12 protein-coding genes and 1 tRNA gene are annotated in these 14,572 nt (G+C 61.4%); 6 read left to right on the top strand and 7 right to left on the bottom strand.

What is annotated here, in order from left to right; all coding sequences use genetic code 11:
* Positions 1-159: 159 nt before the first annotated feature.
* Both N2600_RS20430 and N2600_RS20425 read left to right on the top strand, forming a co-directional pair.
* Positions 160-450 (top strand): hypothetical protein, encoded by a 291-nt coding sequence (locus N2600_RS20430; RefSeq protein WP_170257045.1) that lies wholly within the window; start codon positions 160-162, stop codon positions 448-450.
* Between the two features lie 116 nt (positions 451-566).
* Positions 567-896, top strand: coding sequence for a hypothetical protein (locus N2600_RS20425; RefSeq protein ID WP_170257044.1), 330 nt, complete (start codon positions 567-569; stop codon positions 894-896).
* Positions 897-947: 51 nt separating this feature from the next.
* On the opposite strand, the gene N2600_RS20420 is transcribed toward N2600_RS20425, so the two are convergent.
* A complete protein-coding gene (locus N2600_RS20420) occupies positions 948-2,696 on the bottom strand; it encodes a cation:proton antiporter domain-containing protein (RefSeq protein WP_170257043.1) in 1,749 nt (582 codons plus the stop codon).
* Between the two features lie 213 nt (positions 2,697-2,909).
* On the opposite strand from N2600_RS20420, the gene N2600_RS20415 reads away from it, so the two are divergent.
* Together N2600_RS20415 and N2600_RS20410 are read left to right on the top strand one after the other, a co-directional pair.
* Complete coding sequence (locus tag N2600_RS20415; protein ID WP_162116777.1) at positions 2,910-3,194, top strand: hypothetical protein; 285 nt, start codon at positions 2,910-2,912, stop codon at positions 3,192-3,194.
* Positions 3,195-3,363: 169 nt separating this feature from the next.
* Positions 3,364-3,651 (top strand): hypothetical protein, encoded by a 288-nt coding sequence (locus N2600_RS20410; RefSeq protein ID WP_003543268.1) that lies wholly within the window; start codon positions 3,364-3,366, stop codon positions 3,649-3,651.
* A gap of 84 nt (positions 3,652-3,735) precedes the next feature.
* Here the strand turns inward: N2600_RS20410 and N2600_RS20405 are convergent.
* Together N2600_RS20405 and N2600_RS20400 are read right to left on the bottom strand one after the other, a co-directional pair.
* Positions 3,736-3,820 (bottom strand) — tRNA-Leu (locus N2600_RS20405).
* 124 nt (positions 3,821-3,944) lie between these two features.
* Positions 3,945-5,240, bottom strand: coding sequence for an MFS transporter (locus N2600_RS20400; protein ID WP_260297245.1), 1,296 nt, complete (start codon positions 5,238-5,240; stop codon positions 3,945-3,947).
* Positions 5,241-5,368: 128 nt separating this feature from the next.
* Between N2600_RS20400 and N2600_RS20395 the strand changes: the two genes are divergently transcribed.
* Complete coding sequence (locus tag N2600_RS20395) at positions 5,369-5,947, top strand: TetR/AcrR family transcriptional regulator (RefSeq protein ID WP_011653696.1); 579 nt, start codon at positions 5,369-5,371, stop codon at positions 5,945-5,947.
* Between the two features lie 89 nt (positions 5,948-6,036).
* Here the strand turns inward: N2600_RS20395 and N2600_RS20390 are convergent, their stop codons facing one another.
* Positions 6,037-7,017 carry an aldo/keto reductase gene (locus N2600_RS20390; protein WP_170257041.1) on the bottom strand — a complete coding sequence of 327 codons (981 nt, stop codon included), beginning with the start codon at positions 7,015-7,017 and terminating at the stop codon, positions 6,037-6,039.
* Positions 7,018-7,233: 216 nt separating this feature from the next.
* Between N2600_RS20390 and N2600_RS20385 the strand changes: the two genes are divergently transcribed.
* A complete protein-coding gene (locus N2600_RS20385; protein ID WP_260297244.1) occupies positions 7,234-8,865 on the top strand; it encodes an AMP-binding protein in 1,632 nt (543 codons plus the stop codon).
* Here the strand turns inward: N2600_RS20385 and N2600_RS20380 are convergent.
* From N2600_RS20380 to secA, 3 genes are all read right to left on the bottom strand, one after another.
* The gene (locus N2600_RS20380; protein WP_260109564.1) at positions 8,862-10,139 is read right to left on the bottom strand and encodes a GNAT family N-acetyltransferase; all 1,278 of its coding nucleotides are present in this window, start codon (positions 10,137-10,139) and stop codon (positions 8,862-8,864) included. The genes N2600_RS20385 and N2600_RS20380 overlap by 4 nt on opposite strands.
* Positions 10,140-11,555, bottom strand: a complete 1,416-nt coding sequence (locus N2600_RS20375; RefSeq protein ID WP_260297243.1) for a lipopolysaccharide biosynthesis protein — start codon at positions 11,553-11,555, stop codon at positions 10,140-10,142.
* Positions 11,556-11,734: 179 nt separating this feature from the next.
* Positions 11,735-14,452: a preprotein translocase subunit SecA gene (gene secA, locus N2600_RS20370; RefSeq protein ID WP_260297242.1), complete on the bottom strand. Its 2,718-nt coding sequence runs from the start codon at positions 14,450-14,452 to the stop codon at positions 11,735-11,737.
* Positions 14,453-14,572 lie beyond the last annotated feature (120 nt).

Genomic DNA, 14,572 nt, shown 5'->3' with positions numbered 1-14,572 from the left:
GACCATGCGCGGCGCTGTAAATGCTCGCCCGTGTCCTTCCTGCCACCGCCGCCCAAAAATTTTCGTGATGCAGGCCATCGGCGCCTCTCCCAAGATTTCACGGGATTGCGAATCGGCCATTCTGCGGCAAGCTGATTTGGGGTCGACGTGCAGGGTGGCATGAGAATGTTCAAAGTGATCGAAGGCGGCCGTGGGCAGGCCGTGCACATGGATAACCGGTCCGCAGAGGGGCGTGGACCAAGCAAAGACGACGTGCGCCGGGAGGCTGCGCGACGGATCAGCGAGAGCGGTTATCATCTGTCCCGCGTCCGGGAATTCGCGACCGGTGTGCCAATGCTGGCGTCTCTCAAACACTTGTCGCTGCAGATCGATTTCGCAGCCGAGGCATTGTCACGGCTCGATCCAATCCCGGAGGATTTCTGCGCCGACGGTTATTGGCCGGCGGGCTGAGGCAATCCGCTACGGTGCCGCGCGTCTGGGGATTTAATCCCTATGCCTGTCGGAACAACGGCTTTGGCGCATGGTTTCCTTCTCAGGATCAACAAAATCCCGAGGAGGATATTCCCATGCGGATGAAACTTGCTGCAGTCTCGCTGCTCGCTCTTGGCATGGCGGCGTCGGCTTTCGCACAGAGCAACCCGCCGCAGGCTCCGACCAACAGCGGCGCCAATACGCCGAGCAGCTCGGAATATAACAGCACCGGCAACAGCGGCAGCGGCACGACGGTACCACTGGATCCGAATGCAACGAACAGCACGACGAACAATGGCTCCGGCAGTTCGATGAACATGCCGATGAACAAGGCGAATTGCCCGGACCAGCCGAGCGGCAATTCGCTTCAGACGCAAGGCGGCAACAGCGGCGCGACGACCAACGAAGCTTGCCCCGACAAGTAGTCTATCATTTGCGAAACGCCGCAGCTCTATCCGAGAGGTGCGGTTCCCGTCTCAGGATAGGTCCATCGACTTTTCCCATTGCTGACGCAGGACGTTCATTTCCGTCCGCTTCTGAGCCATTTCGCTAACGGCGGCTCGCAGATGTGGGTGGTGCGACATGAACATGTTGAAGTCGCGCCGCTCGAGGACCTCGAACTGGCAGAAGTCGACGGCGATGACGTCGGCGGTGCGCCGTCCGCCAGTCAGCAGCGCCATTTCGCCGAAGAAGGCGCCCGGCTCCAGGCGGATCGCGCCGCTGGCGAGCCGCACTTCCACCGCGCCCGAGGAGATGAAATACATGCTGTCGCCCCGGTCGCCGCGGCGGATGACGCGTTCGCCGGGCGGCGCGGATTTAGCCTTGAAGAGCAGCAGCAGCTCCTCCTGCGCGTCCTCGTCGACCTCGGAGAACAGCGGGAAAGTCTCGATCAGCTGCTGCATCTTCAGTTGATGCTGGCGCTCGCGCTCCTCGCCGAGCTCCCTGATCTTTTCCAGCTCTCTGCCGAGCGCCTTCTGTCTGCTCCTGCCGTAACTTTCCCAGAGGGAGGGCCATTTCGAATGGATGTATTTCTTCAGGCCGTCGGTCGCAAAGATCACGATCGGATTGAGGGTGATCGACAGGATTGCGGCGGCCAAGATCAGATCCTGGCCCTCATGCGGCAGGAGCCCGAGTGAGACGCCGAGTCCGGCGAGGATGAAGGAAAACTCGCCGATCTGGGCAAGGCCGCCGGCCAACGTCAACCCCATGCTGATCGGGTATCGCAGCAGCATGACGATCAGGAAGGTGATGATGCCCTTGCCGAGGACGACGAGCGCCAGCGCGCCGATCACCGCCAGCGGCTGGCGCACCAGGATCGAGGGATCGAAGAGCATGCCGACGGAGACGAAGAACAGCACGGAGAAGGCATTCTGCAGCGGCAGCGAGTCGGCCGCCGCCCTGTGACTGAGCTGGGATTCGCTCATGACGACGCCAGCGAAAAAAGCGCCGAGCGCAAAGGAGACGCCGAAGATCGCCGCCGAACCGAAGGCGATGCCGAGCGCGATCGCCAACACCGTCAGCGTAAAGAGTTCGCGCGAGCCGGTGCGGGCGATCAGCGTCAGCAGCCAGGGCACGATGCGAGGGCCGAGGAAGATCGCCATGGCGGCGAAGGCCGCCACCTTCAGCAGCGTCAGGCCGATCGTCAGCACCAGCGGCAGGTCGCCGAGGCCATGATTGGTCGTATTGCTGGCGTTGCCACCCAGAAGCTCTGCGAGCGCCGGCAGCAGCACGAGCGCCAGCACCATCACCAGATCCTCGACGATCAGCCAGCCGACGGCGACGCGTCCGCTTGCCGCGTTGACGAGATTGCGCTCCTCCAGCGCCTTCAAGAGCACGACCGTGCTCGCCACCGACAGGCTGAGGCCAAGCACGATGCCGGCGCCGAGGCTCCAGCCCCAGAGTTTGCAAAGGCCGATGCCTAACAGGGTGGCGAGGATAATTCGTCCGATCGCGCCAGGCACGGCGATGCCGCGCACGGCGAGCAGGTCGGAGGCGGAAAAATGCAGGCCGACGCCGAACATCAGAAGAATGACGCCCATTTCGGCGAGCTGGCCGGCAAGGGCGGTATCGGCGACGAAGCCCGGCGTGAACGGGCCCATCAGGATGCCCGCCATCAGGTAACCGACGAGCGGCGGCAGCCGAAGCCGGTCGGCGCCATAGCCCAGGATCGCTGCGAAAACGAAACTGACGGCGACCGTCGCGATAAGTCCTACTTCCTGATGCACGTCCGCCCTCTCTTGTGATAGCGGCGGCCACTTTGGACGAAGCGCAAACAAAATTAAACAGTTGATTTGGGGGATGGGCTCCTGTTTGAAGTCTTCGTTCTCAGTCGCTGGCCAGTGCGGCGCAGACGTCGCCACGGCACGGTCGGGCCGTCACCGATGTTGGAACCACTTGCGTCTTGTCTCGTTGGCCTTTCATCAAGAAAGGAGAACGATATGCGGAAGATCATCCTAAACTGTACTGTGGCGGCTCTTGCCGCCTGCTCGTTTGCAGCGCCTGTTCTTGCCGACAGCGTCTATGTCAGGGAGCGTTCTTATGACGACGGCTATCGCCATGAGCGGGTACGACCCGGCATCACGATCAGCGAAGGTGGCGTCACCTTCGGTGCTGTGCGCGAGCGTGAGCACCGCCGCTATCGCGATAATGGCTGCGAAACCAGGAGCGTCACCCGACAGACCGACGAAGGCGAGGTCACCAGGACGGTCCGGCGCTGCAATTAACGAAAAAATATGCGATAAGCACGAAACCCGGTTCCGACGAGCCGGGCTTTCGCCTTTCGTGGCGCGAATAACTCAATGCGGTGGTGAAAGTCGTCTGTCGGTGTTATGAGCACGCCTTTGGTAAAAGCGCGTTCCCAGCGCAAACACCGCCCGCACAGGATTTTTCAGAATGATTGAGCTTACGCCGTCCCAGATCGCCGCACTTAAACTCGCCAGGGATGGAGACCTTTATCCTCAGCCGGCCAATAAATGGACGCACGAGAACGCGACGGTGACTTATGCAAAAACTGACCGGTGGAAAGAGCGGCCGCAGAAAATAAAATCGGTCACTGCCAAGACGCTGGGCGAGCTGAAGGAGCCGGGTTTTCTGGAGAGGCGGCATCTGGATGACGACGCATCAAAAGACGTCTACGGCATCACCATGGCCGGCAAGATGTGGCTGCTGAAGAATAAGTAAGCTTCGCTAAGATACGAATTATGTTGCGTGGTCCCGTGTCGGGTTTTGGAGGCGGGGGCGCTACGCGACAACAATTTGAGATGATGGTGCCCCATGCCGGAGTCGAACCAGCACTTCTTTCGAAACTCGATTTTGAGTCGAGCGCGTCTACCAATTCCGCCAATGGGGCAACGGATACGAACGGGCGGCTGTCTAACATGCGAGCGCCCGGGCGCGCAAGACGGGCAAGCGAGTTATCGGACTGATCCGGTAGAGAGATCCGGCCTCGCTTCGAGGCCGGATCCTGTTTGATATCAATGGGCGGCGGCCGGTGCCGGGTTGCTCAGGCCAGACTTCTTCAGCGTAATCGCCAGGATCGAGGCCAGCAGGCAGAAGGCGCCGGCGACGAAGAAGGCGGGCAGGTAGCTCGAAAGCTCCGTGCGCGAGAGGCCGGCGCCATAAGCGGCTGTGGCGGCTCCCAGTTGATGTCCGGCAAAGACCCAGCCGAAGACGAGGCCGGTCTTTTCGCGGCCGAAGCGGTCGGCGGCGATCTTGACGGTCGGCGGCACGGTGGCAATCCAGTCGAGACCGTAGAAGATGGCAAAGATGGAGAGGCCGTAAAAGCTGAAATTGCTGAAGGGCAAGTAGAGCAGCGACAGGCCGCGCAGGCCGTAATACCAGAAGAGCAGCCAGCGATTGTCGAAACGGTCGGACAGCCAGCCGGAACCAATGGTGCCGAAGAAATCGAAGATGCCCATGACAGCCAGCACACTGGCCGCGGCCACCGGTACAATGCCGAAATCGCCGCACAGGGTGACGAAATGGGTCTGGATCAGGCCGTTGGTGCTGAGACCGCAGATGAAGAAGGTGGCAAAGAGGATCCAGAAGGTCGAGGTCTTTGAGATTTCCTTGAGGACGGTGATCGGCGTCATCAGCGCGGCGCCGAGAGAGGTGCTTGCCGGTGGCGGCGTCACCTGCGTTTCGCCGAAGGAGGGCAGGTCGAGATCGGCCGGCCGGTCGCGCATGAAGGCAAGCACGGCAAGGGCTGCAACCATGATCATGGCGCAGACGAAAAACACCGTCGAGCGCCAGCCGTAACGTTGCGTCAGTTCCGCCATCAACGGCAGAAAGACGAGCTGGCCGGTGGCCGAGCTTGCCGAGAGCATGCCGACGACGAGGCCGCGATGCTTGGTGAACCAGCGGCTGGAGACCGTTGCGGCGAGCACCATGGCCGTCAGACCCGTGCCGAAGCCGACGACGATACCCCAGAGCAGCAGCAACTGCCACAGCGTCGTCATGAACAGCGAACCGACGAAGCCTGCGCTGATCAGCGCAAGCGCGAAGACGATGACCTTGCGCACGCCGAAATAATTCATGAAGGCGGCGGCGAACGGACCCATGAAGCCGAAAAGGATCAGACGGATCGCAAGGGCCGAGGAAATCTGCGATGTCTCCCAGCCGAATTCGTCCTGCAGTGGCTTGATGAGAACGCCGGGTGCCCCCATGGCGCCGGCGGTGACCAGCATGGTGAGGAAGGTCGCGGCGACGACGACCCAACCGTAATGGATGTTGCGCCGGGCAAGGGAGGAGGCAAGGGCTGTGGAAACCATGGGCAAGATTCCGGTTGAATTCAGGTCTTAGGAGATACTGGACCGATTTACATGATGGGCATAATATTTCTTGCGTATTGATGATGGACGTCATATATTTTGTCAAGCGACTATTTCTGGAGACGACAATGCGGGTCAGCCGCGAAAAATTTGCCGAGAACCGCGAAAAGATCCTGAGCGTTGCCGGCGTGCTTTTCCGCGAAAACGGTTTCGACGGGGTGGGCGTCGCCGACATCATGAAGGCGGCGGGACTGACGCATGGCGGCTTCTACGGTCATTTCGGTTCGAAGGACGACCTGGCGCTGGAGGTCAGCCGCAAGCTGATCGACAAGGTCGAAACGCGCTGGAAGGAACATATCGCCGAATCGCCAGACCGGCCGTTGGCCGCTCTTCTCGACCATTATATCCACTGGCGCACGGTTGACGATCCCGGTGGCAGCTGTGTCTTCGCAACGCTGATCCAGGAGGTCAGCCGCAGCCGCGGCGCGGTCCGCGCGGTCTTCAGCGATGGGCTGTCCGTGCTGGTCGACACGCTTGCCGATATCGTTCCCGGCGAAACGGAAGAGGAGCGTCGTGCCAATGCGACGACGACACTGTCATCGATGATGGGTGCTGTCATTCTTGCCCGAGCGGTCGAGGACAGGGCGCTTGCCGAGCAGTTTTTGGTGACGATGCGCCGGCAGCTCGATCCTGAAAGCCAAACATAATCTCAGTCGCGAAAGGCGATGGTTTCGATCTCCCTCTCCGCGCGGAGAGGGATCTACTTTGCATGTGCTGAGGACCGAGAAGCCAGCGGCTACTTGAAACCGGCGATGGCGTGCGGGACGTAGGGTGCTTCCAGTGCCGCGATTTCCTCGGCGGTAAGCTTGACCGAGAGCGAGGCAACGGCGTCTCTGAGGTGGTTGGGTTTGGACGCGCCGATAATCGGGGCGGTCACCGCACTCTTCTGCAGGATCCAGGCGGTTGCGACCTGGGCGCGGGAGATGTTGCGGGCAGTGGCGACTTCGGCCACGGCCCCGACGATCTTGCGGTCGGCATCGATGGACTGGGTGTAGAGCGTCTTGCCGAATTCGTCGGTTTCGCTGCGTGCCGTCGTCTCGTCCCAGTCACGGGTCAGGCGGCCGCGGGCAAGCGGGCTCCAGGGGATGACGGCGATCTTCTGATCTTCGCAGAGTGGCAGCATTTCGCGCTCTTCCTCACGGTAGAGCAGGTTCAGGTGGTCCTGCATGCTGACGAATTCGGTCCAGCCGTTCAGTCTGGAGACATAGAGCGCCTTGGCGAATTGCCAGGCATACATGGAGGAGGCGCCGATATAGCGGGCCTTGCCTGATTTGACGATGTCGTGCAGCGCTTCCAGCGTTTCCTCGATCGGCGTCGTGTAGTCGAAGCGGTGGATCTGGTAGAGATCGACATAGTCGGTGCCGAGACGACGCAGACTGTTGTCGATCTCGTCGAAGATCGCCTTGCGCGACAGGCCGGCGCCGTTCGGGCCCGGCCGCATGCGGTTGAACACCTTGGTCGCCAGCACGATGTCCTCGCGCTTGGCGAAGTCTTTGATGGCGCGGCCGACGATCTCCTCTGACGAACCGTTGGAATAGGTGTTGGCGGTGTCGAGGAAATTGATGCCGAGGTCGATCGCCTGCTTGATCATCACCCGGCTTTCTTCTTCCCGCAGGCTCCAGGCATGATTGCCGCGGCCGGGATCGCCGAAGGTCATGCAGCCCAGGCAGATTTTCGATACTTCGAGACCGGTCTTTCCGAATTTTACATATTCCATGAAACGACTCCGTGATGAATTGGATGACCCCAGGCGGCTCTCCATGATTTAGCGCGAGATGGCCAAAGTCGCAGGGCGGCAAATGAAGAATCTATGCTGCATGCGCACAATGATCCGTGATCGACTTCTGAAGCTCATCGCTGTCGATTCCGGCTGCAGCTTGCACATCCGCGCCGCAAGATGTTAGCTGACGCAGCATTTTATCGGAATCCGACCATGCAGCTGCCGTCACACGATCGCTACGACGATCTCTATCGCGATTTCTCCTGGCGGATTCCGGAGGATTTCAATATCGGCCGCGCCGTCAGCGACGACTGGGCCGCAAGAGATCCGGAGCGTGTCTGCCTTGAGCATTTCAGCCTTGACGGCGATCATCGCGCAATGACCTATCGCGCGCTCGCCGACCTTTCCTCGGCTTTTGCAAATGCGCTCGTTTCACTTGATATCAAACGCGGCGATCGCGTCGCGCTGCTATTGCCGCAATCCTTCGAAACGGTGATCGCGCATGTGGCGATCTATAAGACCGGCGCGATCGCGCTGCCACTGGCGCTGCTCTTCGGCGTCGAGGCGCTGGAATACCGGTTGAAGGCGGCAGGTGCCGCGGCCGTCGTCACCAACGGCTTCGGTCTCGAACGCATCCGGCAGATCCGCGGACGCCTGCCGGCGTTGAAGCATATCGTCAGCATCGACGGGGCGAGTGCCGATGCGACTGCTTTCGCCGAACTGGCGGATGGCCATCCCCCTGTCTTCGACATCGCCAAGACCGGTCCGGATGATCCGGCGCTGATGATCTTTACCTCCGGCACGACGGGGCCGCCCAAGGGTGCGTTGCATGGTCATCGCGTTCTGCCCGGCCATATTCCCGGTATGCAGTTTGCCCATGAGGGTTTTCCGCAACCGGGCGACAAGGTCTGGACGCCGTCCGACTGGGCTTGGGCGGGCGGTCTGCTCAATGCGCTGCTGCCGAGCCTTCTGCTCGGCGTTCCCGTCGTCTCGTCGCCGGCGCAGAAATTCGATGCCGGCATGGCTTATCGCATCATGGCTGAGATGAAGGTGCGCAATGCCTTCATTCCGCCGACGGCGCTGAGATTGATGCGGTCCGTGTCCGATCCGCGCTCGAAATATGATCTGGTGCTGCGCACCATCGGCTCGGCCGGGGAGGCGCTCGGCCGCGAGACCTATGAATGGGCGCGGCATACGCTCGGCATCACCGTCAACGAATTCTACGGCCAGACGGAGTGCAATTTCGTGCTCGCTTCCAGCGCTGCTTATGGCGTCACCAAGGCCGGTGCCATCGGACGGGCAGTGCCCGGGCATCGCGTCGCGATCGTCAGCGAGACGGGCGACGAGTTGCCCGTCGGCGAACCGGGCCAGATCGCCATCGCCGGTCCCGATCCTGTCATGTTCCTCGGCTATTGGGACGATGCGACGGCGACCGAACGAAAATTCGCCAAGGGCTGGCTGCTCACCGGCGATATCGGCCGGCAGGACGCTGAGGGCTACGTCACCTTCGAAGGCCGCGATGACGACGTCATCACCTCGTCGGGATATCGCATCGGCCCGGCCGAGATCGAAGACTGCCTGATCGGCCATCCCGCCGTGCAGCTTGCCGCCGCCGTCGGCAAGCCCGATGCCGTGCGCACCGAAATCGTCAAGGCCTATATCGTGCTTTCACCTGGCCATCATCCAAGCGAGGCGCTGGCCGCCGACATCAGGGAATGGGTGAAGACGCGGCTTTCGATGCACGAATATCCCCGTGAGGTGGAATTCATCGATGCCTTGCCGCTGACGACCACCGGCAAGGTGATCCGCCGACTGCTGCGGGAGAGGGCGGCGGCTGAAGGTTAGCCTCGCCCGGCAAGCGACATGATCTTTTCGCGCAGCATCTTTGCCATGTTGCGGGTGCTGCGGTACATGTGGAGCTGGGCGGTGACCTGGCGCATGTCGCGGTCGCCGTTCTGCATCAGGCCGATCACCAGCGTTCCCATCTCCTCGCGCTCCTGCCAGAAGCGGCTCATGATCGGATGATCCGAGACGGCGCAGGAATCGGAGCGCACGATATTGGCATCGTCGAGATGCCATTCGGTGAGTTCGCTCATCAAAAGCTTGCCAGGCGAATAGCGGGCATAGTTTTCATCGTAGGCGGTCTTCCAGGTATAGGCCTCGCCGCCCATCATCAGCACGACGATGGCGGCGATCGCCTTGCCGTTGAGATCGATCGTGTGAATGCGCACGGCATCGACGGCGGCAAGGTTCGACACCGCCTCGCGGGCGAAGGCCGTATGATAACGATCGGTGACGAGAGCGCTTCGCCGCTTGCCCTTCCAGCCCCCGGCTTCCATTGCCAGGAATTCCTCGAAGCGGACATGAATTTCGCGCGGCTGGCGGGCGACGGCATAGACCGTTGTTCCCTGTTCCTCCAGCAGGCGCCACTGCCGGCGCATCTCGCGCATATGCGAGGAGGAGATGGTTTTGCTGAGATAGGCCGGCGCCTCTTCCTCGCTCTGCAGCATCGGGCGCAGGTAGGGATTGGTGACGGTGACGGGAAGATTGCGGCTGAGCGCCACGGCCTTGAGCATCCGCACGAAGATGCCGTTCAGCCTGAGATCCGGCAGAACCAATATGCCGGGCAGATTGAGATCGCGGGCGGTCAGTCCCTCGAAGAGATTGTCGAGGGTCTCGGCGGCATCCTCGCCATCGACGAGCGGCGTGCCGAGTGGACCGAAGCTGTTCGACCAGCCGCGGATGATCGACGGGCCGACGGCGAAGCCCGGCTTGTCGACCGAAAACGGCAAGAGGAACCGCATGCGGCTGCGGTCGGCATTGTGATCGCGGATCAGGGCGAAGTTCACCTGCCGATCTTCGAGCCGCGGCATGGCGGGGGCGAGGAAGCGGCCGGAGAAAAAGACGTTCGGCTCCATCGCCCGGTTGGAGAGGAAATCGAGCTCATCCTGAAGGTCATAACCCAGCTTGCCGGGATAAAGGCAGAGCTCGCGCCCCGGTCGGCCGATCTCGGCGCGAGCCTCGGCCCGCGGTGCTTCGAAATTCAACGCGGCGAGATCATGCACCATGCGGTTTGCGGCGCTGTCGGTGCTTTCGGTAACGGGGGGTACACGCACCATCTATCGAACTCTCATTTCAGGCGTTGCGGTGGAGGGGCTGGCGAAGGCGAAAAGGACGATGCCGAGCGTGCGGCGCACGGCCATATGCAGCAGGATCGCCTCGACAGCCATGGCGGAGGCGGTGGCGATCGCCGTGCCCTCGATGCCGTAATGTGGGATCAATGCGAGGTTGAGGCTGACATTGGCCGTCAATGCACCGGCATAGAGTGCGACGCAGAAATTCTGCTTGCCTGCCATCATCAGCAGCGTTTCGGCCGGGCCGACCAGCGATTTGGTAAGGATGCCGGCGAGCAGGATCGCCATCACCAGATAGCCTGATGTAAAGGCGCCGCCGAAGAGCGACAGCAGCAGATGGCCGGCCGCAAGCACGACAAGGCCGACCCCGAGTGCCGGCCAGAAGGTCCAGCGGGCGGCGTCGATGGCAGCGGTTGCCAGTTGGGCGTGGTCGCCTTCGGCGATGATCGAGGCAAAGCGCGGGCCGGAGGCCGCCTTGACCGAGAAATTGATGAAATGCACCAGCGCCATCGTCTTGGCGGAGGCGAAATAGATGGCGACGTCGTGCGGCTCGAGGAAGATGCCGACGACGACGACATCGGAATTGGTGAGCAGGAAGCTCACGCCCTCGATCAGGAAAATCGGAAAGGCGACGCTGAACCAGGCGAGGAAATCGACCTTGCGCGGGCCGTTGTCATAATGCCGGCGAAGGCGGTAGAGCGTTGCGGCATACTGGCCGACGGCGGTGACGTAGCTGGCGGCGAGTGCTGCCTGCATTGCGGTGACGGCCGTGTGCTCGGCGCCGATGGCAATCGCGATCAGCATGAAGAGGATGATGAGGATCGGGCGGACGATATAGACCGGGCTCAACGCCATCACCGGCCAATGGTTCGCCCGTGACGTGCCTTCCAGAATATCGCCGAGCGCGATCATCGGCATGGCGAGCAGGCCGATGAAGATCGGGACGAGATAATAGACCTGGATCATATCGCCGAAGAGATGCAGCCCGAGCATGCCGGCGGCGAGCACCACCGTGCCGGAAAGCAGCGCAAAAATCCGCGCCGTGCCGGTCAGGCCGCGGATTTCTTCGAAAGCGCCCGCTGCCCTGTATTGCGGCAAGAAGCGGACGATCGCGGTGTGGAAACCAAGGCATGAGAGATCGCCGAAGACGACGACCAGCACCCAGACGAAAACGAAGATGCCATATTCATATTCGCCCATCAGCCGGGCAAGCACGATCTGGGAGACGAAGGCAAGTGCTGCGCTGAGGATGCGGATCGAAAACGCCGTCAGCGCCATGCGCTGGGCGGTCGCCTTTTCACCGCGTTCGGTGAGCACGGCCGCAAGCATGCGCAGCGTACGGCCGCCGACTGGGCGCAGGCCCGCGGGCAGCATCTTCTCCGCTGTTTCTATGACCGCCATGATGAACACGCAAAACTCTGAGGTCAGGCAAATCGCCCCCGAAGTCTTGACAGGACAGGGTTAAGAAACGGTTCCGGATTGGGCTGCCGTCCAATGCTGAATTCCGGTTTTCCGGCGTTGCCGCAGAAAAGAAAATGCCGCCCGAAGGCGGCATTTTCGCGGATCTTTGCGGACTTGCCTCAGACCTGCTCGAAGGCGCCGTGGCAATGCTTGTATTTCTTGCCGGAGCCGCAGGGGCAGGTCTCGTTGCGGCCGACCTTGCCCCAGGTGGCGGGATCATCCGGGTTGCGGTTTTCAGGAGAAACAATGACTTCCGATGCCTGGTAGATCGCCGGGGCGAAATCGTCCTCGCCGGTCGTCGGATCCAGATGATGGGCCTGCATCAGCGGCGGTTCAGGCTCGGCAGGCGCCTGCTGCACCAGTTCGACGCGCATCAACTGGGCAGTGACGGCCTCGCGCAGATTGTTGAGCAGCGCGGTGAACAGCTCGAAGGCCTCCGACTTGTATTCCTGTAGCGGATCGCGCTGAGCATAGCCGCGGAAGCCGATAACGGAGCGCAGATGGTCGAGGTTGACGATGTGCTCGCGCCAAAGATGATCAAGCGTCTGCATGACGATCGAGCGTTCGACATAATGCATGATGTCGTCGCCGAAACGCTCGGCCTTTTCCGTGAAGGCCGCGTTGGCGGCTTCCGTCAGGCGCTCGCGGATATCGTCCTCGCCGATGCCTTCTTCCTTCACCCAGTCCTCGACCGGCAGGTCGAGATTGAGGATGTTCAAAGCGCCGGTCTTCAGGCCGACAGCATCCCATTGTTCGGCATAGGCGCGCTCGGGGATATGCTTGTCGACCATGTCCTCTATCACCTCGCGGCGCATGTCGGAAACGGTCTCGGATATGTTGGTCGATTCCATCAGTTCGAGGCGCTGCTCGAAGATCACCTTGCGCTGATCGTTGAGAACGTCATCATACTTCAACAGGTTCTTGCGGATATCGAAGTTGCGAGCTTCGACCTTCTTCTGGGCGCGCTCCAGGGCCTTGTTGATCCAGGGATGGACGATCGCCTCGCCCTCCTTGAGGCCGAGCTTGGTCAGCATGCTGTCCATGCGGTCGGAGCCGAAGATGCGCATCAGGTCGTCCTGAAGCGAGAGGTAGAACTTCGAGCGGCCGGGGTCGCCCTGACGGCCGGAGCGGCCGCGGAGCTGGTTGTCGATGCGGCGGCTTTCATGGCGTTCGGTAGCGATGACGTAGAGACCGCCGGCTTCGAGCGCCTTCTGCTTAAGCTCTTTGATCTCCTCGATGATCGCCTGGATCCGGGCGTCACGCTCCGGACCGGCTTCGACTTCGCCAAGTTCGCGCTCGATGCGCATGTCGAGGTTGCCGCCGAGCTGGATGTCGGTGCCGCGGCCGGCCATGTTGGTGGCGATGGTGATGGCACCCGGCACGCCGGCCTGGGCGACGATATAGGCTTCCTGCTCGTGGTAGCGGGCGTTCAGCACCTTGAAGTCGTCGAAGCCCTGCTTGCGCAGGCGTTCGGCGAGCAGTTCCGATTTCTCGATCGAGGTGGTGCCGACCAGCACCGGTTGGCCACGCTTGTGGGCGTCGAGGATCTCCTCGATGATTGCCTTGAACTTCTCGTCGAAGGTCCGGTAGACCTCGTCGTCCTCGTCGAGGCGCTTGATCGGCAGGTTGGTCGGGACCTCGATGACATCGAGATTGTAGATGTTGGCGAATTCTTCCGCTTCCGTCTGCGCCGTGCCGGTCATGCCGGCGAGCTTGTCGTACATGCGGAAGTAATTCTGGAAGGTGATCGAGGCCAGCGTCTGGTTTTCCGGCTGGATCTGTACCTTCTCCTTGGCTTCGAGCGCCTGGTGCTGGCCTTCCGAATAGCGGCGGCCCGGCATCATACGGCCGGTGAACTCGTCGATGATGACCACTTCGTCGTTGCGGACGATATAGTCCTTGTCGCGCTGGAAGAGCTTGTGTGCTTTCAGCGCATTGTTGATGTGGTGGACGATGGCAACGTTCTCAATGTCGTAGAGCGCGTTGCCCTTCAAGAGGCCGGCCTGGCGGAGCAGGTTTTCCAGCTTCTCGGTGCCCTCTTCGGAGAAGTTGGCCGAGCGCTGCTTTTCGTCGATCTCGTAATCGCTCGGCGCCAGCATCGGAATGAAGGCGTCGATCGTATTATAGAGTTCGGAGCGGTCGTCGAGCGGACCGGAGATGATCAGCGGCGTGCGCGCCTCGTCGACGAGGATCGAGTCCACTTCGTCGACGATCGCGAAGTTGTGGCCGCGCTGGACCATCTGGTTCTTCTCGTACTTCATGTTATCGCGCAGATAATCGAAGCCGAGTTCGTTGTTGGTGGCGTAGGTGATGTCGCAGGCATAAGCCGCGTGGCGTTCCTCGTCGGAAAGGCCGTGGACGATGACGCCGGTGGTCATGCCGAGGAAGCCGTAGACGCGGCCCATGTTGGCGGCATCGCGCTGGGCGAGGTAATCGTTGACGGTGACGACGTGCACGCCCTTGCCGGAAAGCGCGTTCAGATAGACCGGCAGGGTGGCGACGAGGGTCTTGCCTTCGCCGGTCTTCATCTCGGCGATCGCATTCGAATGCAGGATCATGCCGCCGACCAGCTGTACGTCAAAAGGTCGCAGGCCGAGGACGCGGCGCGAGGCTTCGCGCACGACAGCAAAGGCCGGGATCAGAATGTCGTCGAGCGTCTTGCCCTCGGCGAGCAACGCGCGAAACTCCACGGTCTTTGCCGCGAGCTGCTCGTCCGTCAGGGCCTTCGTCTTCTCTTCGATAGAGTTGATGGCAATGACGTTCGGCTGGAAGGACCGCACGCGGCGGTCGTTGGAAGACCCAAATAACTTGCGGGCTATACCGCCAAAGCTGACCATATGACTGGCCCTTTCTCAATATTCATCCCCGGCGTTTCTTGTTCGCGGCCCAGCCGAAAATCAGGCGCGCGCCTTAAAACGCCCGGAAACTGTTCTGGACGCGAGGTTGCGTGACAGATA

Source organism: Rhizobium sp. WSM1274 (assembly GCF_025200775.1).
Taxonomy (GTDB): Bacteria; Pseudomonadota; Alphaproteobacteria; order Rhizobiales; family Rhizobiaceae; genus Rhizobium; species Rhizobium leguminosarum_I.
The sequence above is the reverse complement of the archived record's forward strand: the minus strand, read 5'-3'. Positions and strand labels throughout refer to the sequence as shown.